Source organism: Altererythrobacter sp. C41 (genome assembly GCF_016803135.1).
Taxonomy (GTDB): domain Bacteria; phylum Pseudomonadota; class Alphaproteobacteria; order Sphingomonadales; family Sphingomonadaceae; genus Pelagerythrobacter.
On sequence record NZ_JAEVFE010000005.1, the window covers coordinates 118798 to 144562 of the forward strand.

The window sequence follows — 25765 nt, forward strand, 5'->3', positions numbered from 1 at the left end:
GGGGATGAGTTGCGATGGAAGAGAATCGGCTGTGCAACTGATTACATGACCGCATAGGCGGTTCGGGCACGGCGATCGATTGGGAGGAATGCAAGGTATGGCAATCGCACCGGAAGTCTCGTCGAGCGCCGATCCGAATCCGTTGGAAGGCGACGGGCAGAACGTGAATGCGCCCGGTCTGCAATACTTCGTGTTCGGCCTGTTCTTCATCTTCGGCGGCATCACATCGCTCAACGACGTGATCATCCCGAAGCTGAAGGAGCTGTTTACGCTCAGCTATTTCGAAGCCTCGCTGGTGCAGGTCTGGTTCTTCATCGCCTACGCCGTCGTGGGCATTCCGGGCGCCAAGCTGATCAAGAAGATCGGCTACATGCGCGGCGCGGTCGCCGGACTGGTCACGATGATCGCGGGCTGCCTGCTGTTCATTCCGGCGAGTCAGTCGGCGGTGTTCGCCTTCTTCCTCGTCGCCTACTTCGTACTCGCGACAGGCGTGGTGCTGGTGCAGATCGTCGCCAACCCGCTGATCAGCCTGCTCGGTCCGGCGAAGACGGCGCACAGTCGCCTGACTTTCGCGCAGGGTTTCAACTCGGTGGGCACCACGATCTTCCCCTACTTCGGGTCGATCCTGATCCTCGGCAGCCTTGCGACCGTGACCGCGGCCGAGCTCTCGGGCGCGGAGCTCATCGCCTATCGGCAGGCCGAATCACAGGCGATCGTCGACGGCTATCTCGGCCTCGCTGCGGCCATCGCGGTCGTCGCTTTCGTCGTCTGGCTGTTCCGTAACCGTCTCAAGGGGGAGCGGCACGAGCAGACCAGCCTCGCCGAGGGTCTGGCGCTGCTGAAGCGCCCGCGCTTCGGCTACGGCGCGGCGTGCATCTTCCTTTACGTCGGCGCGGAAGTCGCGATCGGCAGTTTCATCGTCAACTACCTGATGCAGGCCGACGTGCTTGCCCTGCCGGAGCAGGAAGCGGGCAAGCTGATTTCGGTTTACTGGCTGGGGGCACTGATCGGCCGCTTCATCGGATCGGGGCTGCTGCGCGTGATCAACCCGGGCCTGCTGCTCGCCACCTTCGCTAGCGGCGCGATCGCGCTGATCGCGATTTCGATGAGCACGACGGGCACCGTTTCGGGCTATTCGCTGCTCGCCGTCGGACTGATGAACTCGATCATGTTCCCGACGATCTTCACCCTCGCCTGCGAGAAGCTCGGCGCGCGCGCCGCGGACGGCTCCGGGATCATCAACGTCGCCATCGCCGGCGGCGCAGTCATCCCGGCGGTCTATGGCGCGCTGGCCGACGCGACGAGCCTGGCCGCGGCCCTCATTCTGCCCGCCATCTGCTATGCGATTATCGCCGGCTTCGGAATCTTCGCCCGCCGTCCGGCGTAACGCGCGCGGCGCAGCCCCGGCGTGCCGCCGGCGGCTGCGCCCGTCACGCGAGGCCTGCACCCCGCAGGAAGAATTCGATGCGCGCGGCAATCCGCTCGGCAGACGGGCGGGCGACCACGCCGTGGCTGATTGCGTCGGTCTGCATGTCGCTGACCATCAGTCCCAGGAACACTTCCGCCAGCATGTCGGGCGAGCCGCGCAGCCGCACGCCCTGCGCCTCCCACTGCGCAAAGGTGCGCTCCAGCGCGCGGCGCGTGTGCATGGCCGTACTTTCGAAGAAGCGGCGCGCAAAGTCGGCATCGTCGATGCTGCGCGCGATGACGATGCGGACGAGCGCGACGTCGTCCGGGTCGAGGAAACGCTCGTAAAGCACCGCCGCCAAGCGGCGCAGCGTATCGGCAGGGCTCGCCCCGCATTGCGCGATCTCGCGGATCAGGTTCTCGCCCGAGGCCGCCTTCTCGAACACGACGGCGTCGAGCAGCCCTTCCTTGTTGCCGAACAGCTTGTAGATCGTGGCGAGGGAACCGCCCGCCCGCTCGACAATTTGACCGAGTGTCGTACGCTCGAAACCTTGTTCGATGAACAGGGCGCGCGCTGCGTCCGTGATCGCACGCCGGCGGCGATCGAGCCGGTCGCATTCGAATTCGTCGGTCATAATGCGGGGCTCTACGATAATGGCTTGCCTGACAATCGTGTAATGGATATTACACCTTCGCACCTGCACAATTTCTGCCCGAAAGTCCATCGATGAAGCGCATCCTCACCGGTATGTTCGCCAGCCTCCTGCTTGCTGCCTGTTCCGGTAGCGAGCAACCGCCGGCGCCACAGGCGGTTCCCGTGAAGGCCATCACGGTCGCGAACCAGGCGATCCCCAATGTCATCGAACTGCCGGGCCGGGTCGAGCCGGTGCGGGTGGCCGAAGTGCGCGCCCGGGTGACCGGGATCGTGCAGGAGCGGCTATACGAGGAAGGCACCAACGTCTCCGCCGGTCAGCCGCTGTTCCGCATCGACCCGCGCGAGCTGCGCGCCGCCTATGCCCAGACGCAGGCGAGCCTCGAGCGCGCACGCGCCACTGCCGCCAATGCCAAGGCCGTGGTCGAACGTTACCGTCCGCTGGTGGCCGAGGACGCGATCAGCCGTCAGGAATACGACGCCGCGCTTGCCGCCTCGCGCGAGGCCGACGCCAACGTCGCGCAGATCCGCGCGCAGCTCGAGGCCGCTTCGCTCCAGCTCGGCTACACCACCGTACGCGCGCCGATCGCCGGTCGCGCCGGCCGCGCGCAGGTGACCGAAGGTGCGCTGGTCAGTCAGCCCGAAGGCACGCTGATGACGCGGATCGAGCAGATTTCGCCGGTCTACGTCAGCTTCGCCCAATCGGCGAGCGAGGTCCTCGCGCTGCGCCGCGCGGTCGCGGCGGGCGAGATCGAGCTCGATGAAAACGATCGCGTCGAGGTTCGTCTGACGTTCAGCGACGGCACCGAATATCCGGTCCCCGGCCATATCGATTTCCGCGGCTTCTCGGTCGACCAGCAGACGGGTACGGTCGAGCTGCGTGCGGAATTCGCGAACCCGTCGGGCCTGCTGCTCCCGGGTGAGTTCGTCCGCGCGCAGATCTTCGCGGGCCAGGTCAGCCAGGGCATCGCCGTACCGCAGCGCGCGGTGACGCTCGGCGAAGATGGCGGATCGGTCTTCGTTATCGACGAGGAGGGCCAGGCTGCGCTGCGGCCGGTTAAACTCGGTGCGATGGTCGACGGGCGCTGGATCGTCGAAAGCGGCCTCAAGGCCGGCGACGTGGTGATCATCAGCAACCTGCAGAAGATACGTCCGGGCGCGCCGGTGACTCGCGTCGAGACGCCGACCGGCCGCAAGGCCCCTGCCGCCGAGGCATCCCCTGCCGGCAACAAGGCGGCGACCGCCGGCGAGGCGCGCTAAGCCATGGCACAATTCTTCATCAACCGGCCCATTTTCGCGTGGGTCGTGGCGCTCGGCATCCTGCTCGCCGGAGTGATGGCGCTGCGCGCACTGCCGATCGAGCAGTATCCGGAGGTTGCGCCGCCCTCGCTGACCATCAACGTGACTTATCCCGGCGCCGACGCTGCGACGCTGGAGAACAACGTCACGCAGGTGATCGAGCAGCAGCTCAACGGCGTCGAGGGCTTCCTGTACATGTCCTCGTCGAGCCAGTCGAACGGCACGGCAAGCATCACGCTGACCTTCGAGGCCGGCACCGATATCGATATCGCCCAGACCGAGGTTCAGAACCGGCTGAGCACTGTCGAGGCCCGTCTGCCCGAGGAAGTTCGCCGACAAGGGATTACGGTACGCCAGGCCAACGCCGGCTTCCTGATGATCGTCGCGCTCACTTCGGAGAGCGGCACACTGTCGAGCACGGACCTCGGCAACATCGCCACCAACCAGGTGGTCGACGAACTGCGCCGCGTACCGGGCGTGGGCGACGTCATGCTGTTCGGCTCGCCCTACGCGATGCGCATCTGGCTCGATCCCGATGCGCTCGCATCCTATAACCTTTCGCCGAGCGCCGTGCTCGCCGCGATCCAGGAGCAGAACGCGCAGACGGCGGGCGGCGCGATCGGCGTTCAGCCGTTCACGGACGGGCAGCAGATCACCGCCAACATCTCGACCGAGGGCCGCTTCACCACGGTCGAGGAGTTCGAGGATATCATCCTGCGCGCCAGTACCGGCGCCGCCGTGGTCAGGCTCGGCGAAGTCGCCCGGGTGGAGCTTGGCGCGCAGACATACGCCTTCTCGACCGAGCTCAACGACCAGCCGATGACCGGCATGGCGATCCAGCTCGCCACGGGCGCCAATGCGCTTGAAGCCGCCGAAGGGGTCAAGGAGCGGTTGGCACAGATCGCGCCCACGCTGCCGGGCGACGTGACATGGTCTATCCCCTACGACACCACGCCCTTCGTCGAGGCCTCCATCGAGGAAGTGGTCAAGACCCTGGTCGAGGCGATGATCCTCGTCTTCCTGGTCATGTTCCTGTTCCTGCAGAACTGGCGCGCGACGCTGATCCCGACACTGGTGGTTCCGATTGCGCTGGCCGGTGCGTGCCTTGGATTGTGGCTGCTGGGCTTCTCGATCAACGTGCTCTCGCTGTTCGGCATGGTGCTGGCCATCGGCATCCTGGTCGACGACGCGATCGTCGTCATCGAGAACGTCGAGCGCATCATGCGCGAAGAAGGTCTGCCGCCGCTGCAGGCCACCCGCAAGGCCATGGGTCAGATCACCGGCGCGATCATCGGTATCACCCTGGTGCTGATCGCGGTGTTCGTACCGATGGCGTTCTTCCCCGGTTCGACCGGCGGAATCTACCGCCAGTTCTCGGTCACGCTGGCCATTTCGATCTTCTTCTCGGCGGTCCTCGCGCTTTCGCTGACGCCGGCGCTGTGCGCCACGTTCCTCAAGCCGATGCATGGCCACGACGAGGAACCCGACGCCGAAGCACAGGCCGAGCTGGAAGCCGCTCAGGCGCAGCCCGGCTGGCGCGGATGGGTTGCCCGTGCACGCGCATGGTTCAGCCGCTTCTTCACCCGCTTCAACCGCTGGTTCGCGGAGATGACGCGCAAGTATGGCCGCGCCAACGACAAGATCCTGTCGCGGCCGATGCGCGGCTTCGCGGTTTTCCTCGCGCTGACCGCCGTCACCGCACTGCTGTTCTTCCGGCTTCCCACTGCCTTCCTTCCGACCGAGGACCAGGGCTTCCTGATCACCGCCGTGCAGGCGCCCCCGGGTGCGACGCAGGAACGTGCCGACGAGGCGCTGAACCCGATCACCCAGTACTGGCTGGATCAGGACGAGGTCCAAAGCCTGGTCGTCGTGCGCGGCTTCAGCTTCTTCGGCCAGGGCCAGAACAACGCGATCATGTTCGCCTCGTTCAAGCCGTGGGAAGAGCGCACTGCCGACGAAAGCAGCGCCGAATCGATGCTCCAGCAGGCGATGGGCCAGTTCATGCAGATCGACGGGGCCACGGCTTTCGTCATCCAGCCGCCAGCGATCCAGTCGCTCGGCACGGCGAGCGGGTTCACGCTCAAGCTGCAGGACCGTGGCGGCCTCGGCCGTGAAGCTCTGGTCGCCGCGCGCGACCAGCTGCTCGGCATGGCCTCGCAAAGCCCGCTGATCGCCAACCTCATGCCCGAGGACCAGGGCCCGAGCCCGCAGCTCGCGGTCGACATCGACCGGGTGCAGGCCCGCGCGCTCGGCCTCTCGCTGCAGGACGTGAACGCGGCACTCTCGATCACCTTCGGCTCCGCCTACGCGAACGACTTCAACCGCGACGGGCGCGTGCTGCAGGTGCTGGTTCAGGCCGACGCACCGTACCGCATGCAGCCGGAGGACGTGCTGTCGCTGCGCATCCCCAATCAGCAGGGCGAGCTCGTGCCTTTCAGCGCCTTCGCCGACGTCGAATGGTCGGCCGCACCCGCCAGCCTCTCGCGCTACAATGGCTATCCGGCCATGACCCTGTCGGGCATGGCGGCGCCGGGCGAATCCTCGGGCGCCGCGCTCGAGGAGATGGAGCGGCTCGCCAGCCAGCTTCCGCAGGGCATCGGTTACGAATGGACCGGCATCTCGTTCGAAGAGAAGCAGGCGGGAGGCCAGATCGGCCTGCTGCTCGGCCTCTCGGTCGTGGTCGTCTTCCTGGTGCTCGCCGCGCTCTACGAGAGCTGGGCGGTGCCGCTGGCCGTGCTGCTGATCGTGCCGACCGGCGTGCTCGGCGCCGTCCTGTTCACGATGCTGCGCGGGTTTTCGGCCGACGTCTATTTCAACGTCGGGCTGATCACCATCATCGGCCTTGCCGCGAAGAACGCGATCCTGATCGTCGAGTTCGCGATCGAGGAGGAAGAGCTCGGCAAGCGGCGCATCGATGCTGTGAAGGCGGCCGCGCGCCTGCGCCTGCGTCCGATCATCATGACCTCGCTCGCCTTCACCATGGGCATGGTGCCGCTGGTGCTCGCGAGCGGCGCGGGCGCGGCAAGCCGCGCTGCGGTGGGTACGGGCGTGATGGGCGGCATGATCGCCGCGACCGTGTTCGGCATCTTCCTGATCCCGATGCTCTACCTGCTCGTCAGGCGGAACATCAGCCGCAAGCAGCCGGTGGCCGCCGGTCATCTCGAGGAATCGCCGGTCCCGCCGACCGGGCAGGAGCCCGCACGATGAAACGTCTGATCGCCCTCGCCGCGCTCTCGACCGCGCTTGCGGGCTGCGCCAACTTCGCGCCCGAGCACACCCGACCCGAGCTCGCGGTCGCCCCCGCCTACGACGGCGAGCTGCGGCCCGACGGAACGGTCGTCGCCTCGCAGCTTTCGTACCGCGACTGGTTCCTCGATCCGCGGCTCGAGGGGCTGATCGCAAGTGCACTGGAGAACAACCGCGACCTCGTCGCCGCGACCGCACGGATCGAGCAGGCACGCGCCCGCTACCGCATCCAGGACAGCCGCAGGCTGCCCACGGTGGTCGCCGATGCCAGCGGTACGCGCACGCGCCAGTCGCTCGCCGGCAATCCCGCGCTCGGCGGGGGCGGCGGCGAAGGGGGCAGCGATGCGCCCGGGTCGGTGACGTACAACCGCTTCCAGGTCGGCGTCGGCATCAGCGCCTTCGAACTCGATTTCTGGGGCCGTATCGCGAACCTGAGTGAAGCGGCGCGAGCCGAGTACCTCTCGACCATCGCCGCTCAACGCGCGTTCTATCTCTCGCTGATCGCCGATACCGCCAACACCTACTTCGAGATCGTCGAGACCGAAGAACAAGTCGCGCTGGCGGAGGCGACGGCGCAATCCCGCCGCGAAGGCCTGCGGATCGCGCGCCTCCGGCTCGACTCCGGCGTGACCTCCGCCCTGCCCTACCGGCAGGCGGAAACGCTGCTGACGCAAGCCGAGCAGCAGCTCGCCGCCGAGCGGCTCGCGCTCGCACAGCTCCGCAACCAGCTTGCGGTACTGGTCGGCGGAACGGTGCCCCAGGGCCTGCCGCAGGGTCTGACCCTTGCCGCACAGGCCGACGAACGGCGACTTGCTGCGGGGCTGCCGTCGGACCTCCTGCTCGCCCGACCCGACATCATTGCCGCGGAAGAGCAACTCCGCGCCGCACGCGCCAACATCGGCGCGGCACGGGCGGCGTTCTTCCCGACGATCTCGCTCACCGGCAACGCGGGTTTCAGCTCCGACAGTCTCGGCGGCCTGTTCGATTCCGATGGGCTGGGCTGGAGCTTCGGCCCGACCATCAGCCTGCCGATCTTCGACTGGGGCGCACGTGAGGCCGACCTCGACCTCGCCCGCGCGCTGGAAGTGGAGCAGATCGCCAACTACGACCGCACGGTTCAGACCGCCTTCCGCGAAGTGGCCGACGCGCTCGCGGGCCGGCGCTATCTCGCCGAGCAGGTCGAGACGCTCGAACGGGCGCTCGCGGCGCAGGAGAGGATCGCTCGCATCGCCCGCCTGCGCTATCGGGAGGGCGTCGCCGACTACCTCGAAGTTCTGGATGCCGAGCGTAACCTGTTCAGCGCGCAGCAGCAGCTTCTCGCCACGCGCCGGGCCTGGCTGCAGAACCGCGCCACGCTGTTCGTCGCGCTCGGCGGCGGGTTCGAGCAGGACGGCCGCGCCGCGCAGGCACCGGTGGAGGACTAACGCCTTTCCGCCGCGAGCGGGCCCGGCGCGCGCAGTCGCTCCCATCCGAAATCCGCCGCCGGTAACATAGGGCCATTGCCCTCTCCGGCAGCAAGCCTATGGGCCGGCGGATGGAGCTCACTTTCGAACTCGTCGCCTTCCTGATGGCGGTCGCCTTCGTGGCCGGGGCAATCGATGCCATGGCCGGCGGCGGCGGACTGCTGACGCTTCCCGCGCTTCTCGCGGCCGGAGCATCGCCCGCGGCGGCGCTGGGGACGAACAAGCTGCAAAGCACGTTCGGCGTAGCCACCGCCGTCATCACCTTCGCGCGGAAGGGCCGCATCGATCTGAAGCGGTTCGGCGGCCCGGCGATCGCTGCCTTCGTCGGCTCGGTCGGCGGGGCCTTCGTGCTGACGCGCATCGATCCGGAGTTTCTCTCCGGCCTCATCCCGGTGCTTCTGATCGCCATGGCCATCTACTACTCGCTCAAGCCCAGCCTGAGCGACGAGGACCGGCACGGGCGCGCGCGGCCGATCCTGCTGCTCGCCGTGGCGCTGGTGATCGGGTTCTACGACGGCTTTTTCGGTCCCGGCACCGGCTCGTTCCTGACGACCGTGCTGATCGCCGTGTTCGGCCTCGGCACCGTCAACGCGATCGCCCATACCAAGCTGCTCAACTTCGCGAGCAACCTCGCCAGCCTGGCCGTGCTGCTCGCCGCCGGGGAGGTTCTGATCGTGCCGGGCCTGGCGATGGCAGTCGCAAGCATTGCGGGCGGTTACGTCGGCGCGCGCAGCGCCCTGCGCTTCGGGGGCAAGGCGGTGCGGCCGCTGCTGATCGTCATGTGCCTGGCGCTGACCGCGAAACTGCTCGCCGACCCGGCCAATCCACTCACAGCCGCCATTCTCGAATGGTGGGCCCGCCCGCCCCGGTGACAGACACGGCCGCGATGCTTATGGCGTGCGCCCGATGACGCAGTTGCGCGCCTCGATTCGCAGGCATCACCGTTTGGCGATCGTGCTGCTGGTGCTGGCGTTCTTCATCAAGGCGGCGGTCCCCGCCGGCATGATGATCTCGAGCACGCCCGACAAGGTGCTGACGGTAACCGTCTGCACCGGAAGCGCGGGCGAGGTCGAGACGATCGCGCTTGCCGTACCAGTGAACGCCGAAAAGGGCGCCGGCCATCCGAGCGACACCGTCAAGGCCGATCACTGCGCCTTCACCGGGCTTTCCCAGGCGGCGCTGGGCGGGGCCGATCCAGTCCTGCTCGCCGCAGCTTTCGCATTCATCCTCGTGCTCGGCCTCGCGCCGGTTCGCGCGGCACCGCTCGCACGCTTTCGCTACCTCCTGCCGCCTCTGCGCGGCCCTCCGGCAGCGGCCTGACGATCTGACCTGATCCTTTGGCCAACCTCCCGGCCGCGCGCCCGCGCGCCGGGCTGTCGGAGTAATCGAACATGACTGTTATCCCGCGCTGCCCGCAAAGGCAGCCGAAGGCGGCCGTTGCCGCCGGACCTCGCCGGGTGGCGAAAGCCATCGCCGCCGCGCTTGTTCTCGCCCTTCCCCTGTCCGCTTGCGGCTCAGCGTCCAACACGGGTGCTCCCACAGAGGCGGCTGCCGGCCGCATCACCGTGGAGCGCGCGTGGTCGCGCGAGACCGCGCCCGGCCAGGATGCCGGCGGCGCCTTCCTGACGATCGTCAATCCGGGCAGCGCCCCCGACCGCCTGATCGGCGGCACGGCCCCCATTGCGGACGACGTCCAGATCCACATGGTGGACATGACTGGGGGCGTCATGCGCATGCGTCAGCTCACGGAAGGTCTGGAAATCCCCGCAGGCGGGACGGTGACGCTGAAGCCGGGCGGCTATCACATCATGCTGATGGACCTGCAGCAGCCGCTCGACCGGGGCGAGGCAGTGCCGCTGACGCTCGAGTTCGAGAATGCGGGCCGCGTCGAAGTGAACCTTGCGGTCCAGCCCATCGGCGCCGCGGGACCCGAGGAGGCGCACCATGACTGATCCCGCACCAGCAAGCCGTCTCAAAGCCCTGCGCACTATCCTCTGGCTCCTCGTCCTGCTGGCGGCGGGCGCGGGGCTCTACGCCCTCCTGAATCGAAGCGAAGAGCCGCCCGAAGCGGCAGCCTATGCCGACGCAGTAGGCGGCTCGTTCGCGCTCACCGCGCCCGACGGCTCCGTCGTCACCGACCAGACGCTGGCCGGCAGGCCGTTCGCCTTGTTCTTCGGCTTCACCCGCTGCCCCGACGTCTGTCCGACCACTCTCGCCCGGCTGGCGCAGCTGCGCAAGCGGATGGGCGCGGATAGTGACAAGTTCGAGATTGTGTTCGTCTCGGTCGATCCGGAATCCGACACGCCCGAGGACATCGGCCGCTATGTCGCGCTGTTCGACACCCCGATCATCGGCCTTACCGGCACTAGGAAGCAGGTCGACGCGATCGTCGGCGCCTACCACGCCTTCTACGAGAAAGTACCGACGGAAGGCGGCGGCTACACCGTCGATCACACGGCCTCGGTGTTCCTGATGGACCGCGAGGGCAGGCTCCAGTCGATCATCGACCATCACGAAAGCGCCGAGACCTCGCTCGAGAAACTCGAACGGCTCGTAAGCGCCTGAACGTCCTCGGGAGGACACACCATGACCATTTCACGCCTTGCGCTGGCGGCGTCGCTGCTCGCCTGCGCCCTTCCCGCTCATGCGGAGACCGCCGTGGAAGCCGATCGGGCGGAGGGCCGCACCATCATCGTCACCGGCGTCAGTGCGGCGGACGAAGCCGAAGCGCGCGCCGCCGCGACACCCGGCGGCACCGATGTCGTGACGCACGACGAATATGCCGACAAATCGCTCGTCTCGCTGCGCGACGCGCTCGCGTTCTCGCCCGGTGTCTATCTCCAGCCGCGCTACGGGCAGGAGGTGCGGATCTCGATCCGCGGGTCGGGGCTGTCGCGCGGCTACCACATGCGCGGCATCACGCTGCTGCAGGACGGGGTGCCGATCAACCTCGCCGACGACAACGGCGATTTTCAGGAACTGGAGCCGATCTTCTTCGACTACCTCGAGGTCTATCGCGGCGCCAACGCGCTGCGTTTCGGCTCGGGCACGCTCGGCGGCGCGATCAACGGCGTGACGCCGACGGGCGAGACTGCGCCGGGGCTCTACCTGCGCGGCGATGTCGGCAGCTTCGACACCTGGCGCGGACTCGTCTCGGCCGGCACGCAGATGGGGCCGGGCGACGCGTGGGCTGCGCTCAGCGTCGACGGTTCGGACGGCGACCGCGATCATGCGAAGCGGCGCTCGCTTCGCTTCCACGGCAATGTCGGGCTCGATGTCACGGAGTCGATCGAGACGCGCTTCTACGCCAGCGTGAACGACATCGATCAGGAACTGCCCGGCGCGCTCGATCTCGCAACCGTCCTGAACGTACCCGAGACCGGCAACTTCGCCGGCGATCAGGCGCGCGATATCGATTCGATCCGGCTGCAGAACCGCACGCGGTTCTCGTTCGCCGGAGGACAGCTCGATGCAGGGGTCTTCGTCAACGCCAAGTCGCTCTATCACCCGATCTTCCAGGTGGTCGATCAGGAGTCGGTCGACCGGGGTGTCTATGCGCGGCTCGACTACGCATCCGGCCCGTTCGAGCTGACGCTGGGCGGAGAGGCACGGTTCGGCGATGTCGCCTCGAAGCGCTTCGTCAATCTCGACGGCCAGCGCGGCGACCGGACCTTCGATGCGAAGCAGGATGCGCGCACCGCCAACCTCTACGGCGAGGTGCGTTTCCGCCCGATCGACTCGCTGCAACTGATCGCGGGCGGCATCTACGCCGATGGCTACCGCGCGCAGCGCTTGCGCTACGACGCGTTCCAGGGCGGCCCCGCGGACGTGACCGGCCGCGCCGACTACAACGCCTTCTCACCCAAGGTCGGCCTGCTCTACGAACCGTCGGCAGGCGTCCAGATCTTCGCCAACTACAGCCGCTCGGTCGAATTCCCCGGCTTCATCGAGCTGGCGCAGATCGCCAGCTTCGTCGACCTCAATCCGCAGCGCGCGTGGAGCTTCGAAGTCGGCACGCGCGGCCGCACGGGCATCGCGGAGTGGGACATCGCCGCCTATCGCGCCGATCTCGATGGCGAGTTGCTGCAATTCGATGTCGGACCGGACATTCCGGCCGCGACCTTCAACGCGGGCGAGACGCGGCATCAGGGGATCGAGGCAGCGCTGGCCCTGAACGTCACCGAGTGGCTCCAGCTCCGCCAGATCTACCAGTACAGCGACTTCCGCTTCGTCGGCGATCCGCAGTACGGCGACAACCGCCTGCCGGTCGTGCCCGAGCACGTCTACCGCGCCGAACTGCGGTTGGGCACGGACGCGCTCCACGTCGCGCCCAATGTCGAATGGGTGCCGCGCGGCGCCTGGGCGGATTATGCGAACACACTGCGGGTCGACGGTTATGCTCTGGTCGGGCTGAGTGCGGGGGCGACGGTCGCCGAAGGGATCGACCTGTTCCTCGACGCCCGCAACCTGCTGGGCGAGAAAGCCGTCGGCGACATCAGCGCGGCGATCAGCGCCACGCCGGAATCGGCGATCTTCTATCCGGTGGAGCGCCGCGCCGTGTTCGGCGGCGTCCGTGCCCGGTTCTAGGGGGGAAGCATCATGGCCGACACGGCGCTCTATCGCAGGGTCTGGCGCTGGCATTTCCATGCCGGGCTGTTCGTGCTGCCGTTCATCCTGATCCTCGCCGCCACCGGGGCGATCTATCTGTTCAAGCCGCAGATCGACCGGTGGGAGGAAAGCGCGTTCCGCGGGCTCCCGGCGCAGGGTGCCGTATCGGCCGACGCGCAGCTCGACGCCGCGATGGCGGCCTATCCCGGCAGCCGGTTCAATCACTATCGGCTGCCGGAGAACCCCGGCGACGCGGCCATGCTCCAGCTTGCCTTGCCGGGCGGCGAACTGGCCGAGGTCTACGTCTCGCCGCAGGGCGAAGTGCTCGGCGCGCTCGATCCCGGGGCCCGCATCTCGGCCTCCGTCTCGCGGATCCACGGCACGCTGCTGCTCGGCGACTGGGGCGATGCGCTGGTCGAGCTGGTGGCGAGCTGGACGATCGTGATGATCCTGAGCGGCCTCTACCTCTGGTGGCCGCGGCCGTTCAAAGCGGCCGGCACGTTCTGGCCGCGCCTGACGCTGCGCGGTCGCCCGCTGCTCAGGGATTTCCACCGGGCCACCGGCTTCTGGATCTCGGGACTGGTGCTGGTGATGCTCGCCAGCGGCCTGCCCTGGGCCAGCGTATGGGGCAGCGGCTTCAAGTGGGCGCGTACCGAGCTGGGGCTGATCGACGGACCGCAGGACTGGAAGATCGGCGCCGGCGGCGGGCATTCGGGTCATACGCACGGCGCGGCGATGCACATGCCTGCGTCCCCGCCGGCCGAGAGCCTCCCGCTCTCGGCCTTCGTCGCGAAAGCCGGGCAGGAGAACCTCGCCTTTCCCGCGCTGGTTCTGCCGCCGCACGCGCCGCAACTCTTCGGTCCGCCGACGGGCAACGAGTGGACCGCTAAGTCGCAGGCGCAGAACCGCCCGCTCGTGCGCTCGGTCACTTACGATCCGCTGACCGACGCGGAGACCGGCCGCAGGGGGTTCGCCGACCAGCATCCGATCGACCGCGCGGTCAACTACGGCATCGCCTGGCACGAGGGGCAGCTCTTCGGTCTCGCCAACCAGCTTCTCGGCCTCGCGACCGCGCTGGCGCTGATCGCCGTAAGCGCGCTCGGCGCCGCGATGTGGTGGAAGCGCCGCCCGCGCGGAGAACTCGGCGCGCCCGCAGGTGACGAGCGCCCCTTCGGCCCGCGGCTATGGCTCGCGATCGCCGCGCTGGCGATCCTGCTGCCGCTGTTCGGCCTCTCGCTGCTAGCCGTCCTCGCAGCCGATCACCTGTGGACCCGGCTGCAAGGGGCGATGCAGCGAAGCGAGCCTCAGTCCTCCCACCAGTAGGGCAGGCGCTGGAAGTCGCCGGTCTCGACTTCGTTCATCGTCCGCGCGTCGTAGAGGCGGCCGCCGAGCATGACCCGCTCGATCTCGTCGCTCGCGCTGATATCCTGCGAGGGATCGGCCGAGAGGACCACAAGGTCGGCGAGCTTGCCCGGCTCGATGCTACCGATGTCCTGCGCCATGCCGAGCGACTGCGCGGCCACGATCGTGCCCGCCCGCAGCGCCTCCACCGGCGTCATGCCGCCGCGTACGAAGCTCCACAGCTCCCAGTGGGCTGCAACGCCCGCCTGCTGCCCGTGCGCGCCGATTGCGACCTTCACGCCGCGGTCGGCGAGCTTGGCCGCCTCGCGCGCGTTGTTGTCGTCGACGAAAGCCCACTCGGGCGCTTTCACCCGGCGTGCGGTCGCGGCGAGCAACTGCCGCGGCGGCGTGTGGACCAGCAGCGGGTTCTCGAACACGTTGGTCGCCTGGCGCCAGTACGGGTCGCCGGCGAGCCCGCCGTAGGTCACCACCAGCGTCGGGGTGTAGTTGCTCTGGCTCTGGCTGAAGAACTGCAGCACGTCCTCGTACATCACGTCGACCGGCACGTTGTGCTCGATCGTCGAGTTGCCGTCGGCGACCAGCGCCATGTCCATGCCGAACAGCGAGCCGCCTTCGGCCACCACCAGCATGTTTTCCGCGCGGCTGGCGGCGACGACCTGCTGGCGCTGCTCGCGCCTCGGCTGGTTGTAGTTCTTGATCGAGATGCCGCCCTGCGCCTTGATCCGTCGGACGTGCGCGAGCGCATCCTCGTAGCTGTCGATCCGCGCGTAGATGCCGGCGGCTTTGGCGCCGTAGACCACCTCGCCGGTCGAGAAGATGCGCGGGCCGAGCAGCTCGCCGGCGCGCTGGCGTTCGGAGGCGGCGAAGATCATGCTCGCGCTCGACGAGGGGTCATGGATCGTGGTCACGCCCATCGCCAGTTCCTGGACCAGCGCCCAGTTCTGCTGCGGCACTAGGTCGCCCGTGCCCTGCGGCCCATGCGCATGGGCGTCGACGAGACCGGGCATGATCGTCTTGCCGCTCGCATCCACCACCGTCGCGCCGCTCGGGATGCTGACGCTGCCGGCCGGTCCGACCGCGACGATCCGGTCGCCCTCGATCACGATCGTGCCGTTGTCGATGGCGCCGGCATCCTCGCCCGCCATGGTCAGGATGCGCGCCCCGGTCAGTGCGACCGTGCCGCTCGGCTTGTCGGCGCGCAGGGTGCGCGCGATCGAGATCCCGCTCTCGGGCGGGGTGAAGCCGGGTGCACCTTCCGCCTGCGGTGCGCGCGGGAACATCGCCGCGGCCGTGGCGCGATAGACCGTCGGGCCCATCGACCAGTAGAGCGTATCGCCCCCGCCCGACCAGCCGATGTATTCGGCGCCGCCCTTGCTCGCGCGGACCACGGGCAGGACCTTTGCCTCTTCATCGACTTCGACCGCCTGCCCGCCGGGCATCAGCGGCATGGCGAAAACCTCGTAGTTCTGGCGAAAGGCGAAGAACTCGCCGTTCGGCGAGACGCGGAACTCGCTCGCCAGCTCGCCCTGCGCATGCACGCGGCGCGCTTCGCCGTTGAGGTCGGCGGAGATGAGCTGCAGCTTGCCCTCCTCCCGGCCGAGCATGAACACCCGCTCGCCGTCGGCGCCGAACTGCGGATCGCCGAGATCGCGCGCGATCAGCTCGGGCGTGCCGCCCGATACCGGAACACGGTAGACGCCCGGATCTTCCGAATACTCGGGCGCCGTCAGGTCGCCGCCCGCGCGCTTTTCGAACACCAGTGTGCTGCCGTCGGGCGAGAACTGCGGCACCGCGTAGTGGCCCGGCTGGCTTGTCACCGTGCGCACGTTGCGGCCGCTGGCGTCGGCAACCACGATTTCGCCCAGCCCCGTGTCGGTCCAGCGCACCCAGGCGAGCTGGCGCCCGTCGCGCGACCAGGCGGGCCAGAGCTCCAGCGCCTCGTCCTGCTGGGTCAGCCGCCGCGGCTCGCCGCCGGCGGTGTCCTTGACGTAGAGCTTGCCGAGGCTCGCGAAGACCACGCGCCCGCCATCGGGCGAGATCGCGGCGAACTTCGGCATCTTCGCCACGAAGGTGTCGGGCGCCACCGGGATCACCGGATGGGGCGCGTCGGCGACGCCGCGGGTGTCGTCGATGGCGAAGGGAATCTCGCTGAGCCCGCTGCCGTCGGCGTTCACCCGGCGCAGCTTGCCGCCCGCCCAGAACACCACGCTGCGGCTGTCCGGCGTCCAGTCCATATTGGGATAGACGCCGTAGACCGCCCAGGTCTCCTGCATGTCGAGGTCGAGATCGCCATAGATCATCCGCTCCTCGCCCGTCTCCAGGTTCTTGACCCAGAGCTGCGACTGATCCTTGTCGCGTCGTACGAAGGACAGCAGCTTGCCGTCGGGCGAGGGATTGGGACGGACCGAGCCGCCGTAGCCGGAAACCGCCGTCGTAACCTTGCCGGTCTTGAGGTCGTAGCGCTCGATCTCGAACATGCTCTGGGTCGAATCCTGCGCATATTCGAAGATCGGACCGGGCGTGACATTGCGGGTGTAGTAGATCGCGCTTCCGTCGGGCGCGTAGACCGGCTCGCCCAGTTCCTTCTGGAGCTGCTCGTTCGCACGCTCCACCAGCGCCACGCCGCTACCGCCCGACACGTGGTAGAGCCAGACTTCGCCCGTGCCCGCCGAGCGGCCGGTGGTGAAGTGCTTCTTCGCCGCGATGAAGCGCCCGTCCGGGCTCCAGGTCGGCTGATTCAGCAGGCGGAACTTCTCCTCGGTGACCTGTCGCTTGTCCGAACCGTCGGGGTTCATCAGCCAGATGTTGTCGCCGCCGCCACGGTCGGAGGTGAAGGCGATCCGGCTCCCGTCGGGCGAGAAGCGGGGCTGCACCTCCCAGGCGAGCCCTTCGGCGATCCGCCGCGGCGTGCCGCCGGAAATCGGCATGGTGTAGATGTCGCCGAGCAGCGCGAAGGCAACCGTGCTGCCGTCGGGCGAGACGTCGACGTCCATCCACGTGCCTTCGTCGGTGCGGATCGGAATCTGCCGGATCGTCGCCCCGCGCGGTGCCATGACGTCCCACTTGGCCTTGTCCGCCTCGGTCTCGGTGGGGTCGACCGGGCTGGAGGTCACTGCCTCGCCGCTACCTTCCGTCGGGAGCGGGCCTTCGTCGCCTTGCGACGCATCGACCTCCTGCTCCTCCACCGGGTTCGGCGAGGGCTGCGGTTCCTGGTCCTGCGCACTAAGCGAGGTGGCGAACAGCAGGCTGGCGATGACGGATGCGACGCTGGCTTTCATGTGATCTGTCTCCCCTGGGAAAGGAGGCGTTCTATGCAAGCCGGTGCGCCAGGTCCATGCCGCCCGTCGATTGATTTCGCACCCTTTCCTTTTGCGCCGGACAGTCTAGCAACCGCGCAATGGACCGGGCGACAATCGTTCACGAGAACTTCCTCCGCCGCGTGGCGCAGGGCGACCTGCCGCAGGGGGCGGAGCCGCACGGGCCGCTCCGCCGCGAGGCGGCGGTGCAGCTCTATCGCTCGGGCTGCCTGACGCGCGCGCTCGACATCGTCAGCCGGCGGATGCAGGCGGCCGGAGAGGGCTTCTACACCATCGGATCGTCCGGCCACGAGGGCATGGCCGCGGTCGCCGCGGCGCTGCGGCCGAACGACATGGCCTTCCTCCACTACCGCGACGCCGCCTTCCAGATCGAGCGCGCGAACCAGGTGCCGGGCCAGTCGATCCTGTGGGACATGCTGCTGAGCTTCGCCTGTTCGAGCGAGGACCCGATTTCGGGCGGACGGCACAAGGTGCTCGGCTCGAAAGCGCTCAACATCCCGCCGCAGACCTCGACCATCGCCAGCCACCTGCCCAAGGCCGTCGGCGCCGCCTATTCGGTCGGCCTGACGAAGCGCGTGAAGCCCGAGCATCAGGTTCTGCCCGACGACGCCATCGTCATGTGCAGCTTCGGCGATGCCAGCGCCAACCACTCGACCGCGCAGGGGGCGATCAACACGAGTTGCTGGACCGCGTTCCAGAAGATCCCGATGCCGGTGCTGTGGGTGTGCGAGGACAACGGGATCGGCATCTCGACCAGGACCCCGAGCGGCTGGATCGCGGCCAATTTCGCGCACCGCCCCGGCCTCGGCTACTTCGCCTGCGACGGGCTCGACATCTACGACACCTACGCCACCGCGCGCGCCGCCGCCGAGTTCGTCCGCACGCGCCGCAAGCCTGCCTTCCTCCATGTGCGCACGGTGCGGCTCTACGGCCACGCCGGAGCCGACATGCCCACGACCTACATGGCTAGGCACGAAGTTGAGGCGGAGGAGGCGAACGATCCGCTGCTCCATTCGGTGCGGCTGCTCGGCGAGGCCAGCGCGCTCGAGCGTGAGGAAGCACTGGCCATCTATCAGGACACCCTCGCCCGCGTCGAACGTGTGCGGGCGGAAGCGGTCACGCGCCCGCGGCTGAAAACCGCGTCCGAGGTCATGGCCAGCCTGATCCCGCCGAAGCGCGAGAATGCGCCCAGCAACGGCCCCTCCGCCGAGACGCGCGAGGTCGCGTTCGGAGCCGATCTCAAGGCGATGGAAAGCCCGCAGATCATGAGCCGCCTGATAAATTGGGCGCTCACCGACCTGATGCTCGAACACCGCGAGATCGCGCTGATGGGGGAGGACGTCTGCACCAAGGGCGGCGTCTACGGCGTGACGCAGAAGCTGGGCCAGCGCTTCGGCCGTGCGCGAGTGATCGACACGCTGCTCGACGAGCAATCGATTCTCGGCCTCGGCCTCGGCATGGCGCAGAACGGGTTCCTGCCGATTCCGGAAATCCAGTTCCTCGCCTATTATCACAACGCCGAGGACCAGCTTCGCGGCGAAGGCGCGACGCTGCCGTTCTTCTCGAACGGGCAATACACGAACCCGATGGTCGTGCGCATTGCCGGGCTCGGCTACCAGCGCGGGTTCGGCGGGCACTTCCACAACGACAACAGCTTCGCCGCGCTGCGCGACGTGCCGGGGGTGATCCTCTGCTGCCCGTCGAACGGCGCGGATGCCGCCAGGCTGCTGCGCGAATGCGTACGGCTGGCGCGGGAGGAGCAGCGGCTGGTCGTGTTCCTCGAGCCGATCGCGCTCTACCCGATGCGCGACCTGCACGAGCCCGGCGATGGGCTGTGGCTGCGGCACTATCCCGAGCCTTCCGAGCGGATCGGTTTGGGCGAGGTGACGGCGCACGGTGACGGCCGCGATCTGGCTATCGTCAGCTATGCCAACGGCCTGCATCTTTCGTTGCAGGCGCAGAAGCGGCTGGCCGGAGAGGGGATCGCCGCGCGCGTGATCGACCTCCATTGGCTTAATCCCCTGCCGGAGGAGGCGCTGCTGGAGGCGCTCGGCGACGCGGAGCGCGTGCTGGTGGTCGACGAGACACGCCGCACCGGCGGGCTGGCGGAGGCGCTGATGACGCTGCTGACTGAGCGCACCGAGAAGCCGCATGCCCGCTATGTCGCGGAGGACAGCTTCATCCCGACCGGTCCCGCCTATGCTGCGACGATGCCGAGCGTGGAGGGTATCCTCGACGCCGCGCGCGCGCTTGCGGGAGGCAAGGCATGAGCGGCCGGAAAACCGCCGTGGTCGTCTGCCCCGGACGCGGCACCTACAACAAGGCGGAGCTTGGCTATCTGGGGCGCCACTTCCCGGACGCCGCGCTGCTCGCGGCGTTCGACGCGCAACGTGCTGCGGCCGGGCAGGACACGCTCTCCGCGCTCGACGGCGCCGAGCGCTTCAGCCTTGCGCAGCACACCCGCGGCGACAATGCCTCGGGCCTGATCTACGCCGCGACGCTGGGCGATTTCCTCGCCATCGACCGCGAGCGGATCGAGGTGGTCGCCGTGACCGGCAATTCGATGGGCTGGTATTCCGCCCTCGCCTGCGCCGGCGCGGTCTCGGCAGAGGACGGGTTCGCAGTCGCCAACACGATGGGCACTCTGATGCAGGAAGCGCTGATCGGCGGGCAACTCGTCTATCCCTTCCTTGGCGACGACTGGCGGCCCGACCCGGCGCGCAAAGCCGCGCTGCTCGGCATCGTCGCCGAAATCGACGCACGGCCCGATCACACGCTGGCGCTGTCGATCGACCTCGGCGGAATGCTGGTGCTGGCGGGCGACGAAGCCGGCTTGAAGGCGTTCGAGAACGCGGTCGAGCCGATCGACGGGCGATTCCCGATGCAGCTCGGCAACCACGCCGCGTTCCACACGCATCTCCAGGCACCGGTCGCCGAGCGGGGCCGCGCGGCGCTCGCGCTGGACCTGTTCGGCCAGCCTGCGCTGCCGATGATCGACGGGCGCGGTGCGGTCTGGTGGCCGCGCTCGGCCGACGTGCACGCGCTGCGCGACTACACGCTCGGCGCGCAGGTCACCGAGACCTACGACTTCACCCGCGCGATCGCTGTCGCCGCGCGCGAGTTCGCGCCCGACCTGTTCATCGTCACCGGCCCCGGCACGACGCTGGGCGGCGCGGTGGCGCAGTCGCTGATCCTCGCCGACTGGCGCGGGATGGGCGGCAAGGCCGACTTCAAGGCACGGCAGGACAGCGAACCGCTGCTCGTCTCGATGGGCATGGCCGAGCAGCGCGCTCTCGCCGCCGGACCGTAGCCGAGGCGCGCCGCCTGCGACACCGGAGGGCGGCCGAGCCAAGCCGGTCGGTTTCAATTTGCCATGGGGACTCGCCAACCCGCACGCGATAGTTTACGTTCGCGTAAGGAGGGAGAGAGGCCAATGTCAGCAACACCACCCGATTTCGACGTGCTGATCGTCGGCGCCGGAATTTCCGGCATCGGCATGGCGGCGCACATGGAAATGATGTGTCCCGGCCGCAGCTACGCAGTCGTCGAGCGGCGCGAGGACCTCGGCGGAACCTGGGATCTGTTCCGCTACCCCGGCATCCGTTCGGACAGCGACATGCACACGCTCGGCTTCGTGTTCGAACCGTGGAAGCACGAGAAATCGATCGCCGATGCGCCCGCCATCCTCGATTACCTGAACCGTATCGTCGACGAGCGCGGCATTCGCGGCAAGATACGCTACGGTCACAAGGTGCTCTCGGCCGACTGGCGCAGCAGCGAGGCGCGCTGGCACGTCACGGCCGAGCTGCCCGACGGGACAACGACCACTCTCACCGCCAACTTCCTCTACCTCGGCTCGGGCTATTACGACTACGACGATCCCTACGACGCCGGGTTCGACTTCGGCGAATTCGCCGGCCGGGTCGTGCATCCGCAGTTCTGGCCCGAGGATCTCGACTACGCCGGCAAGAACGTCGTGGTGATCGGATCGGGCGCCACGGCCGTGACGATCGTTCCCGCGATGGCCGAGCAAGCGGCGCACGTCACCATGCTCCAGCGCACGCCGACCTGGATGTTCTCGCGCCCGGCGAAGGACCGGATCGCCAATTTCCTGCGCAAGCTTCTGCCCGAGGAGCTCGCCTATCGGATTACGCGGTGGAAGAACATCAAGCTGCAGGACATCAGCTACAAGCGCGCGCGCGAACGGCCCGAGAAGGTCAAGGAATTCCTCCACAAGCGCATCCGCAAGATCTTCGCCGGCCGCGACTACGACGCGGCCGCCTTCACCCCGCCCTACAATCCGTGGGAACAGCGGCTGTGCCTGGTGCCCGACGACGATCTGTTCGAAGCGATCAAGCGAGGCAAGGCGGACATCAAGACCGGCCGCATCGCGCGCTTCGTAAAGGAAGGGATCGAGCTCGAAAGCGGCGAGGTTCTGCCTGCCGACGTCGTCATCACTGCCACCGGCCTGAAGCTCGCCATCGCCGGCAAGATCGCCGTCAGCCAGGACGGAGCGCCGGTCGATTTCGCGCAGCGCTATTACTACAAGGGCTGCATGTTCTCGAACCTGCCGAACCTGGCGGTGGTGTTCGGCTATCTCAATGCGAGCTGGACGCTGCGGGCGGATCTCAATTCGGACTACGTCTGCCGCCTGCTCAACGAGATGGAGGCCAAAGGCGCGCAGATCGCCATGCCGGTGCTGAGCGAGGCCGAGCAAGCCGCGCTGGAGGACGACGACATCTTCGATTTCTCGTCGGGCTACATCCAGCGTTCGAAGCACATCATGCCCAAGAACGCGGTCGACTTCCCGTGGCGACTGAACCAGGAATACGTGCTCGACCGCAAGCGCATGGCGGAAGATCCGGTGGACGACGGGATCATCGCCTTCCGCCGTGCCGGGGCGAATGCGAGCGCTCCCGAAGAGCAGCTCGAGGCGGCGGAATAACGGGCCCTCTTCTCCCGAGGTGAGAGGGCTAGCAGCACGGCGGCATATCGAATAACCCGATCCGCATGACCGCCAGCGACCGCATCTACACCGCCGGCCTCGTCGTGATCGGCGACGAGATTCTCTCGGGCCGCACGCACGACCGGAACATCGCGCAAGTGGCGAGCTGGCTGCAGGTTCAGGGCATCCGCCTGGCCGAAGTGCGCGTGGTGCCCGACGTGCTCGACAGGATCGTGGCCGCCGTCAACGCGCTGCGGGCGGAGAACGACTATCTCTTCACCACCGGCGGGATCGGGCCGACGCACGACGACATCACCGTGGACGCGGTCGCTGCCGCTCTCGGCGTTCCGGTGGTCATTCACCCGGAGGCGCGCGCGGTTCTGGAGCGGTACTATGCCGGCCGAGGCGGGCTCAACGAAGGGCGCCTGCGCATGGCCCGCGTACCCGAAGGGGCCGAGCTGATCCCCAACCGCATGTCGGGCGCGCCGGGGATCAAGATCGGCAACGTCCACATGATGGCGGGCGTGCCGCACATCGCCGCGCAGATGCTGGACGCGCTGACGGGCACGCTGGAAGGCGGCGCGCCGCTGCTGAGCGAGACGGTCGGCGGCTACATCCCCGAAAGCGAAGTCGCGGTGCTGCTGCGCGAGGTCGAACAGGCGCACGAGAACTGCCAGATCGGCAGCTATCCCTTCTTCCGCGAGGGCAAGGTGGGTGCGAACTTCGTCGTCCGCTCGACCGATCCCGATGCGCTGCAGAGCTGCGTCCACACGCTGTGCGAAGGCCTCGGCGAGCTGGGCTTCGACTTTACCCCCGGCGGCATCTGAAGCGCACGCAGCGGTGAAAACCCGGTCTTAACCTTGGGTTGCTAGGCCCCACGCATGACGGGGGTCTACATCACGATCGACACCGAGTACGCGTCGAGCCTTGCGGGCCTCGGCCGGGCGGAGAACTTCGCGCGCTCGATCGCGGGGGAGACGCCCGAGGGTCCTGCCGGCGTGTTCTACAAGATGCGCCTGATGGAGCGCTGCGGCCTCAAGGGCGTGTTCTTCGTCGATCCCATGCCCGCGCTGCTGTGGGGGCGGGAGGCGATCGTCGACGTCGTCCGCCCGATCGTCGAGGCGGGTCACGACGTCCAGCTCCACTGCCATACCGAATGGCTCGAACTGGCCGGCAGTGCCAATCCGTTCGGCGGGCGGACCGGCCGGAACATCGCCGACTTCCCATTCGACGAGCAGTGCGCGATCCTCGAATGGGCGCGCGATACGCTGGTGGCGGCGGGCGCGCCGCGGCCGGTCGCGTTTCGCGCGGGCAACTACGGTGCGAACGACGACACCCTGCACGCCCTCGCCGAGATCGGGCTCGCCTACGATACGAGCCACACCCCGGGCATCGCCGATAGCGCGTGCCGCATCTCGCTGACCCGCCGGCATCGTCGGCCGATCCGCCACTGCGGGGTGATCGAAGTGCCGACCGGCTGCATCCGCACCTTCGGCCGCGGGCTGCGCCACGCGCAGGTCACGGCGATCTCCTCGGACGAGATGCTGGCGGCGATCCGCCACGCGCGCGATCACCACCTGTCGAGCTTCACGCTCGTCTCGCACAGCTTCGAGCTGCTGTGCCGTGCGCGGATGCGGGTCAACACCATCCTGCAGCGGCGTTTCGAGAAGCTGTGCAAGGGGATCGCGGAAATGCCCGGCGTGGCAAGCGCGACCTACGCCGACGCCCCGCCCCGCCCTTCGGCGAAGGAAGGCCCGCGGCCGGTCCTGCCTGCAAGCCGCATGCGCGCGGGCATGCGGATGGCGGAGCAGCTCGTTTCAAACAGTCTCTACGGCGCGCGCTGAGGCGGTGGGCTAGAGGTCGATCGTCCGATCCTGCCGTTCCTCGAGATCCTCGCGCAGCTCGCGGGCGCCCCGCTCCGACTCGCGCACCGAGCTCTCGTCGGTCTGCTTGTCCCTCATCCAGACGTAGATCGCCACGACGAGGAGAATGATCGGGCCGAGAATGACGGCGACGCCCCAGATGGAACCCATCGGTCTGCTCCTTGGATCAGCTCATCCAAGGAAAACGCGCGGCGGCACCGATCTTTCCGGCGGACAAAGAGAAAGGGCCGGGAAGATCGCTCTTCCCGGCCCTTCGATCGCGTCAACTCAGGCTGGATCAGGCGCCTTCGACCTCGGCGAGGTCGAGCTTGAGGCCCGGGCCCATTGAGCTGGTCAGGGTGACCTTGCGCACGTACTTGCCCTTGGCGCCGGCCGGCTTGGCCTTCACCACGGCGTCGGTCAGCGCCTTGAAGTTCTTCAGCAGGTCCTCGTCCTTGAACGAGAGCTTGCCGATGCCGGAATGGATGATGCCCTGCTTCTCGACGCGGAATTCGACCTGGCCCGCCTTGGCGTCCTTCACGGCCTGCTCCACGTTCGGCGTCACGGTGCCCAGCTTCGGGTTCGGCATCAGGCCCTTGGGGCCGAGCACCTTACCGAGGCGGCCGACCACACCCATCATGTCGGGCGTCGCGATCACGCGGTCGTAGTCGAGGTTGCCGTTCTGCATGTCTTCCATCAGGTCCTCGGCACCGACCTTGTCGGCACCGGCGGCCAGCGCCTTGTCGGCGTTGTCGCCGCGCGCGAAGACCGCGACCTTGACGTCCTTGCCCGTGCCCGAGGGCAGCGAGACCATGCCGCGGACCATCTGGTCGGCGTGGCGCGGATCGACGCCGAGGTTCATCGCGACCTCGACCGTCTCGTCGAACTTCTTGCTCGCGTACTGGCGCAGGGTGCTCAGCGCCTCTTCGACGTTGTAGAGCTTCTCGGCGTCGAGCTCGGCGAGCGTCTTCTGCTTCTTCGTCAGCTTTGCCATCGGATCAGCCCTCCACCACTTCGAGGCCCATCGAACGCGCGGAGCCTTCGATGATCTTGGTCGCCTGCTCGATATCGTTCGCGTTGAGATCCTTCATCTTGGTCTCGGCGATCTCGGCAAGCTGCGAGCGCTTGATCGTTCCGGCCGAAACCTTGCCCGGCTCCTTCGAGCCCGACTTGAGCTTGGCCGCACGCTTGATCAGGAAGCTCGCCGGCGGGGTCTTGGTGACGAAGGTGAACGAGCGATCCGCATAGACCGTGATGATGGTCGGGATCGGCATCGACTTCTCGAGATCCTGCGTCGCGGCGTTGAACGCCTTGCAGAATTCCATGATGTTGACGCCGCGCTGACCCAGCGCGGGGCCGATCGGCGGGCTGGGGTTGGCAACGCCAGCCGGCACCTGCAGCTTGATGTAGCCGGTGATTTTCTTGGCCATGAGGCCACTCCTTTCTCACTGTTGCCCCGGCCGAGGCCGAAGCTCATGGTAAGCGGTCAAGCGGTCTACCGGGGCAGACCTCCCGCAATGGTTTCCCGGTGCTGTCGCGTGGGAAGGCGCGCAGATAGCGCCAACCGGGCAAAATGCAAGCGATAGTGCCCGCCGCGGCGGCGC

General features: G+C 67.9%; 20 protein-coding genes. 15 read left to right on the forward strand and 5 right to left on the reverse strand.

Annotated features, from left to right (window positions below):
* Window positions 1–97: 97 nt before the first annotated feature.
* Window positions 98–1387, forward strand: coding sequence for a sugar MFS transporter (locus JNO53_RS10730; protein WP_203110776.1), 1290 nt, complete (start codon window positions 98–100; stop codon window positions 1385–1387).
* A 43-nt stretch (window positions 1388–1430) separates the two neighbouring features.
* On the opposite strand, the gene JNO53_RS10735 is transcribed toward JNO53_RS10730, so the two are convergent.
* The gene (locus tag JNO53_RS10735; protein WP_203110778.1) at window positions 1431–2042 is read right to left on the reverse strand and encodes a TetR/AcrR family transcriptional regulator; all 612 of its coding nucleotides are present in this window, start codon (window positions 2040–2042) and stop codon (window positions 1431–1433) included.
* Window positions 2043–2224: 182 nt separating this feature from the next.
* Here JNO53_RS10735 and JNO53_RS10740 point away from each other — a divergent pair, with 182 nt between their 5' ends.
* The 9 genes from JNO53_RS10740 to JNO53_RS10780 all read left to right on the forward strand — a co-directional run bounded on the left by JNO53_RS10740 (window position 2225) and on the right by JNO53_RS10780 (window position 13998).
* On the forward strand, window positions 2225–3319 hold the full coding sequence (locus JNO53_RS10740; protein WP_338015340.1) for an efflux RND transporter periplasmic adaptor subunit: 1095 nt from the start codon (window positions 2225–2227) through the stop codon (window positions 3317–3319).
* A gap of 3 nt (window positions 3320–3322) precedes the next feature.
* Window positions 3323–6565: an efflux RND transporter permease subunit gene (locus JNO53_RS10745; protein WP_203110782.1), complete on the forward strand. Its 3243-nt coding sequence runs from the start codon at window positions 3323–3325 to the stop codon at window positions 6563–6565.
* The gene (locus tag JNO53_RS10750) at window positions 6562–8028 is read left to right on the forward strand and encodes an efflux transporter outer membrane subunit (RefSeq protein WP_203110784.1); all 1467 of its coding nucleotides are present in this window, start codon (window positions 6562–6564) and stop codon (window positions 8026–8028) included. Before JNO53_RS10745 ends, JNO53_RS10750 begins: the two co-directional genes overlap by 4 nt.
* A 110-nt stretch (window positions 8029–8138) precedes the next feature.
* A complete protein-coding gene (locus JNO53_RS10755; RefSeq protein WP_203110791.1) occupies window positions 8139–8939 on the forward strand; it encodes a TSUP family transporter in 801 nt (266 codons plus the stop codon).
* Window positions 8940–8973: 34 nt separating this feature from the next.
* A complete protein-coding gene (locus JNO53_RS10760; protein WP_203110793.1) occupies window positions 8974–9387 on the forward strand; it encodes a DUF2946 family protein in 414 nt (137 codons plus the stop codon).
* Window positions 9388–9458: 71 nt separating this feature from the next.
* Entirely contained in the window at window positions 9459–10019 is a 561-nt protein-coding gene (locus tag JNO53_RS10765; RefSeq protein WP_203110795.1) for a copper chaperone PCu(A)C, read from the forward strand.
* A complete protein-coding gene (locus JNO53_RS10770; protein WP_203110797.1) occupies window positions 10012–10632 on the forward strand; it encodes an SCO family protein in 621 nt (206 codons plus the stop codon). Before JNO53_RS10765 ends, JNO53_RS10770 begins: the two co-directional genes overlap by 8 nt.
* Window positions 10633–10653: 21 nt before the next feature.
* On the forward strand, window positions 10654–12654 hold the full coding sequence (locus tag JNO53_RS10775; protein WP_203110799.1) for a TonB-dependent receptor family protein: 2001 nt from the start codon (window positions 10654–10656) through the stop codon (window positions 12652–12654).
* 12 nt (window positions 12655–12666) lie between these two features.
* A complete protein-coding gene (locus JNO53_RS10780) occupies window positions 12667–13998 on the forward strand; it encodes a PepSY-associated TM helix domain-containing protein (RefSeq protein ID WP_203110801.1) in 1332 nt (443 codons plus the stop codon).
* Here the strand turns inward: JNO53_RS10780 and JNO53_RS10785 are convergent.
* The gene (locus tag JNO53_RS10785; protein ID WP_203110803.1) at window positions 13980–17315 is read right to left on the reverse strand and encodes an amidohydrolase family protein; all 3336 of its coding nucleotides are present in this window, start codon (window positions 17313–17315) and stop codon (window positions 13980–13982) included. The two genes, JNO53_RS10780 and JNO53_RS10785, sit on opposite strands and share 19 nt — an antisense overlap.
* Before the next feature lie 119 nt (window positions 17316–17434).
* Here JNO53_RS10785 and JNO53_RS10790 point away from each other — a divergent pair, with 119 nt between their 5' ends.
* The 5 genes from JNO53_RS10790 (at window position 17435) to JNO53_RS10810 (ending at window position 24143) form a co-directional block, all read left to right on the forward strand.
* Window positions 17435–19624: a thiamine pyrophosphate-dependent enzyme gene (locus tag JNO53_RS10790; RefSeq protein ID WP_203110805.1), complete on the forward strand. Its 2190-nt coding sequence runs from the start codon at window positions 17435–17437 to the stop codon at window positions 19622–19624.
* Window positions 19621–20664 (forward strand): ACP S-malonyltransferase, encoded by a 1044-nt coding sequence (locus JNO53_RS10795; RefSeq protein WP_203110807.1) that lies wholly within the window; start codon window positions 19621–19623, stop codon window positions 20662–20664. Before JNO53_RS10790 ends, JNO53_RS10795 begins: the two co-directional genes overlap by 4 nt.
* A gap of 123 nt (window positions 20665–20787) precedes the next feature.
* Window positions 20788–22299: a flavin-containing monooxygenase gene (locus tag JNO53_RS10800; RefSeq protein ID WP_203110809.1), complete on the forward strand. Its 1512-nt coding sequence runs from the start codon at window positions 20788–20790 to the stop codon at window positions 22297–22299.
* Between the two features lie 65 nt (window positions 22300–22364).
* Window positions 22365–23126, forward strand: a complete 762-nt coding sequence (locus tag JNO53_RS10805; RefSeq protein ID WP_203110811.1) for a competence/damage-inducible protein A — start codon at window positions 22365–22367, stop codon at window positions 23124–23126.
* A 54-nt stretch (window positions 23127–23180) separates the two neighbouring features.
* Window positions 23181–24143, forward strand: coding sequence for a polysaccharide deacetylase family protein (locus tag JNO53_RS10810; RefSeq protein ID WP_203110813.1), 963 nt, complete (start codon window positions 23181–23183; stop codon window positions 24141–24143).
* A 9-nt stretch (window positions 24144–24152) separates the two neighbouring features.
* Here the strand turns inward: JNO53_RS10810 and JNO53_RS10815 are convergent, their stop codons facing one another.
* The 3 genes from JNO53_RS10815 to rplK form a co-directional block, all read right to left on the reverse strand.
* The gene (locus JNO53_RS10815; protein ID WP_203110815.1) at window positions 24153–24332 is read right to left on the reverse strand and encodes a hypothetical protein; all 180 of its coding nucleotides are present in this window, start codon (window positions 24330–24332) and stop codon (window positions 24153–24155) included.
* Between the two features lie 127 nt (window positions 24333–24459).
* Window positions 24460–25155, reverse strand: coding sequence for a 50S ribosomal protein L1 (gene rplA, locus JNO53_RS10820; protein ID WP_119513975.1), 696 nt, complete (start codon window positions 25153–25155; stop codon window positions 24460–24462).
* 4 nt (window positions 25156–25159) lie between these two features.
* Window positions 25160–25591: a 50S ribosomal protein L11 gene (gene rplK / locus JNO53_RS10825; protein WP_119513976.1), complete on the reverse strand. Its 432-nt coding sequence runs from the start codon at window positions 25589–25591 to the stop codon at window positions 25160–25162.
* Between the last annotated feature and the right edge of the window lie 174 nt (window positions 25592–25765).

What these genes read in the sequence shown, in the direction of transcription:
- JNO53_RS10735 (WP_203110778.1), bottom strand. Translation starts at nt 2,042, where the DNA reads ATGACCGACGAATTCGAATGCGACCGGCTCGATCGCCGCCGGCGTGCG.
- JNO53_RS10760 (WP_203110793.1), top strand. Translation starts at nt 8,974, where the DNA reads ATGACGCAGTTGCGCGCCTCGATTCGCAGGCATCACCGTTTGGCGATC.
- JNO53_RS10730 (WP_203110776.1), top strand. Translation starts at nt 98, where the DNA reads ATGGCAATCGCACCGGAAGTCTCGTCGAGCGCCGATCCGAATCCGTTG.
- JNO53_RS10755 (WP_203110791.1), top strand. Translation starts at nt 8,139, where the DNA reads ATGGAGCTCACTTTCGAACTCGTCGCCTTCCTGATGGCGGTCGCCTTC.
- rplK (WP_119513976.1), bottom strand. Translation starts at nt 25,591, where the DNA reads ATGGCCAAGAAAATCACCGGCTACATCAAGCTGCAGGTGCCGGCTGGC.
- JNO53_RS10780 (WP_203110801.1), top strand. Translation starts at nt 12,667, where the DNA reads ATGGCCGACACGGCGCTCTATCGCAGGGTCTGGCGCTGGCATTTCCAT.
- JNO53_RS10750 (WP_203110784.1), top strand. Translation starts at nt 6,562, where the DNA reads ATGAAACGTCTGATCGCCCTCGCCGCGCTCTCGACCGCGCTTGCGGGC.
- JNO53_RS10785 (WP_203110803.1), bottom strand. Translation starts at nt 17,315, where the DNA reads ATGAAAGCCAGCGTCGCATCCGTCATCGCCAGCCTGCTGTTCGCCACC.
- JNO53_RS10800 (WP_203110809.1), top strand. Translation starts at nt 20,788, where the DNA reads ATGTCAGCAACACCACCCGATTTCGACGTGCTGATCGTCGGCGCCGGA.
- rplA (WP_119513975.1), bottom strand. Translation starts at nt 25,155, where the DNA reads ATGGCAAAGCTGACGAAGAAGCAGAAGACGCTCGCCGAGCTCGACGCC.
- JNO53_RS10775 (WP_203110799.1), top strand. Translation starts at nt 10,654, where the DNA reads ATGACCATTTCACGCCTTGCGCTGGCGGCGTCGCTGCTCGCCTGCGCC.
- JNO53_RS10770 (WP_203110797.1), top strand. Translation starts at nt 10,012, where the DNA reads ATGACTGATCCCGCACCAGCAAGCCGTCTCAAAGCCCTGCGCACTATC.
- JNO53_RS10745 (WP_203110782.1), top strand. Translation starts at nt 3,323, where the DNA reads ATGGCACAATTCTTCATCAACCGGCCCATTTTCGCGTGGGTCGTGGCG.
- JNO53_RS10805 (WP_203110811.1), top strand. Translation starts at nt 22,365, where the DNA reads ATGACCGCCAGCGACCGCATCTACACCGCCGGCCTCGTCGTGATCGGC.
- JNO53_RS10795 (WP_203110807.1), top strand. Translation starts at nt 19,621, where the DNA reads ATGAGCGGCCGGAAAACCGCCGTGGTCGTCTGCCCCGGACGCGGCACC.
- JNO53_RS10815 (WP_203110815.1), bottom strand. Translation starts at nt 24,332, where the DNA reads ATGGGTTCCATCTGGGGCGTCGCCGTCATTCTCGGCCCGATCATTCTC.
- JNO53_RS10765 (WP_203110795.1), top strand. Translation starts at nt 9,459, where the DNA reads ATGACTGTTATCCCGCGCTGCCCGCAAAGGCAGCCGAAGGCGGCCGTT.
- JNO53_RS10810 (WP_203110813.1), top strand. Translation starts at nt 23,181, where the DNA reads ATGACGGGGGTCTACATCACGATCGACACCGAGTACGCGTCGAGCCTT.
- JNO53_RS10790 (WP_203110805.1), top strand. Translation starts at nt 17,435, where the DNA reads ATGGACCGGGCGACAATCGTTCACGAGAACTTCCTCCGCCGCGTGGCG.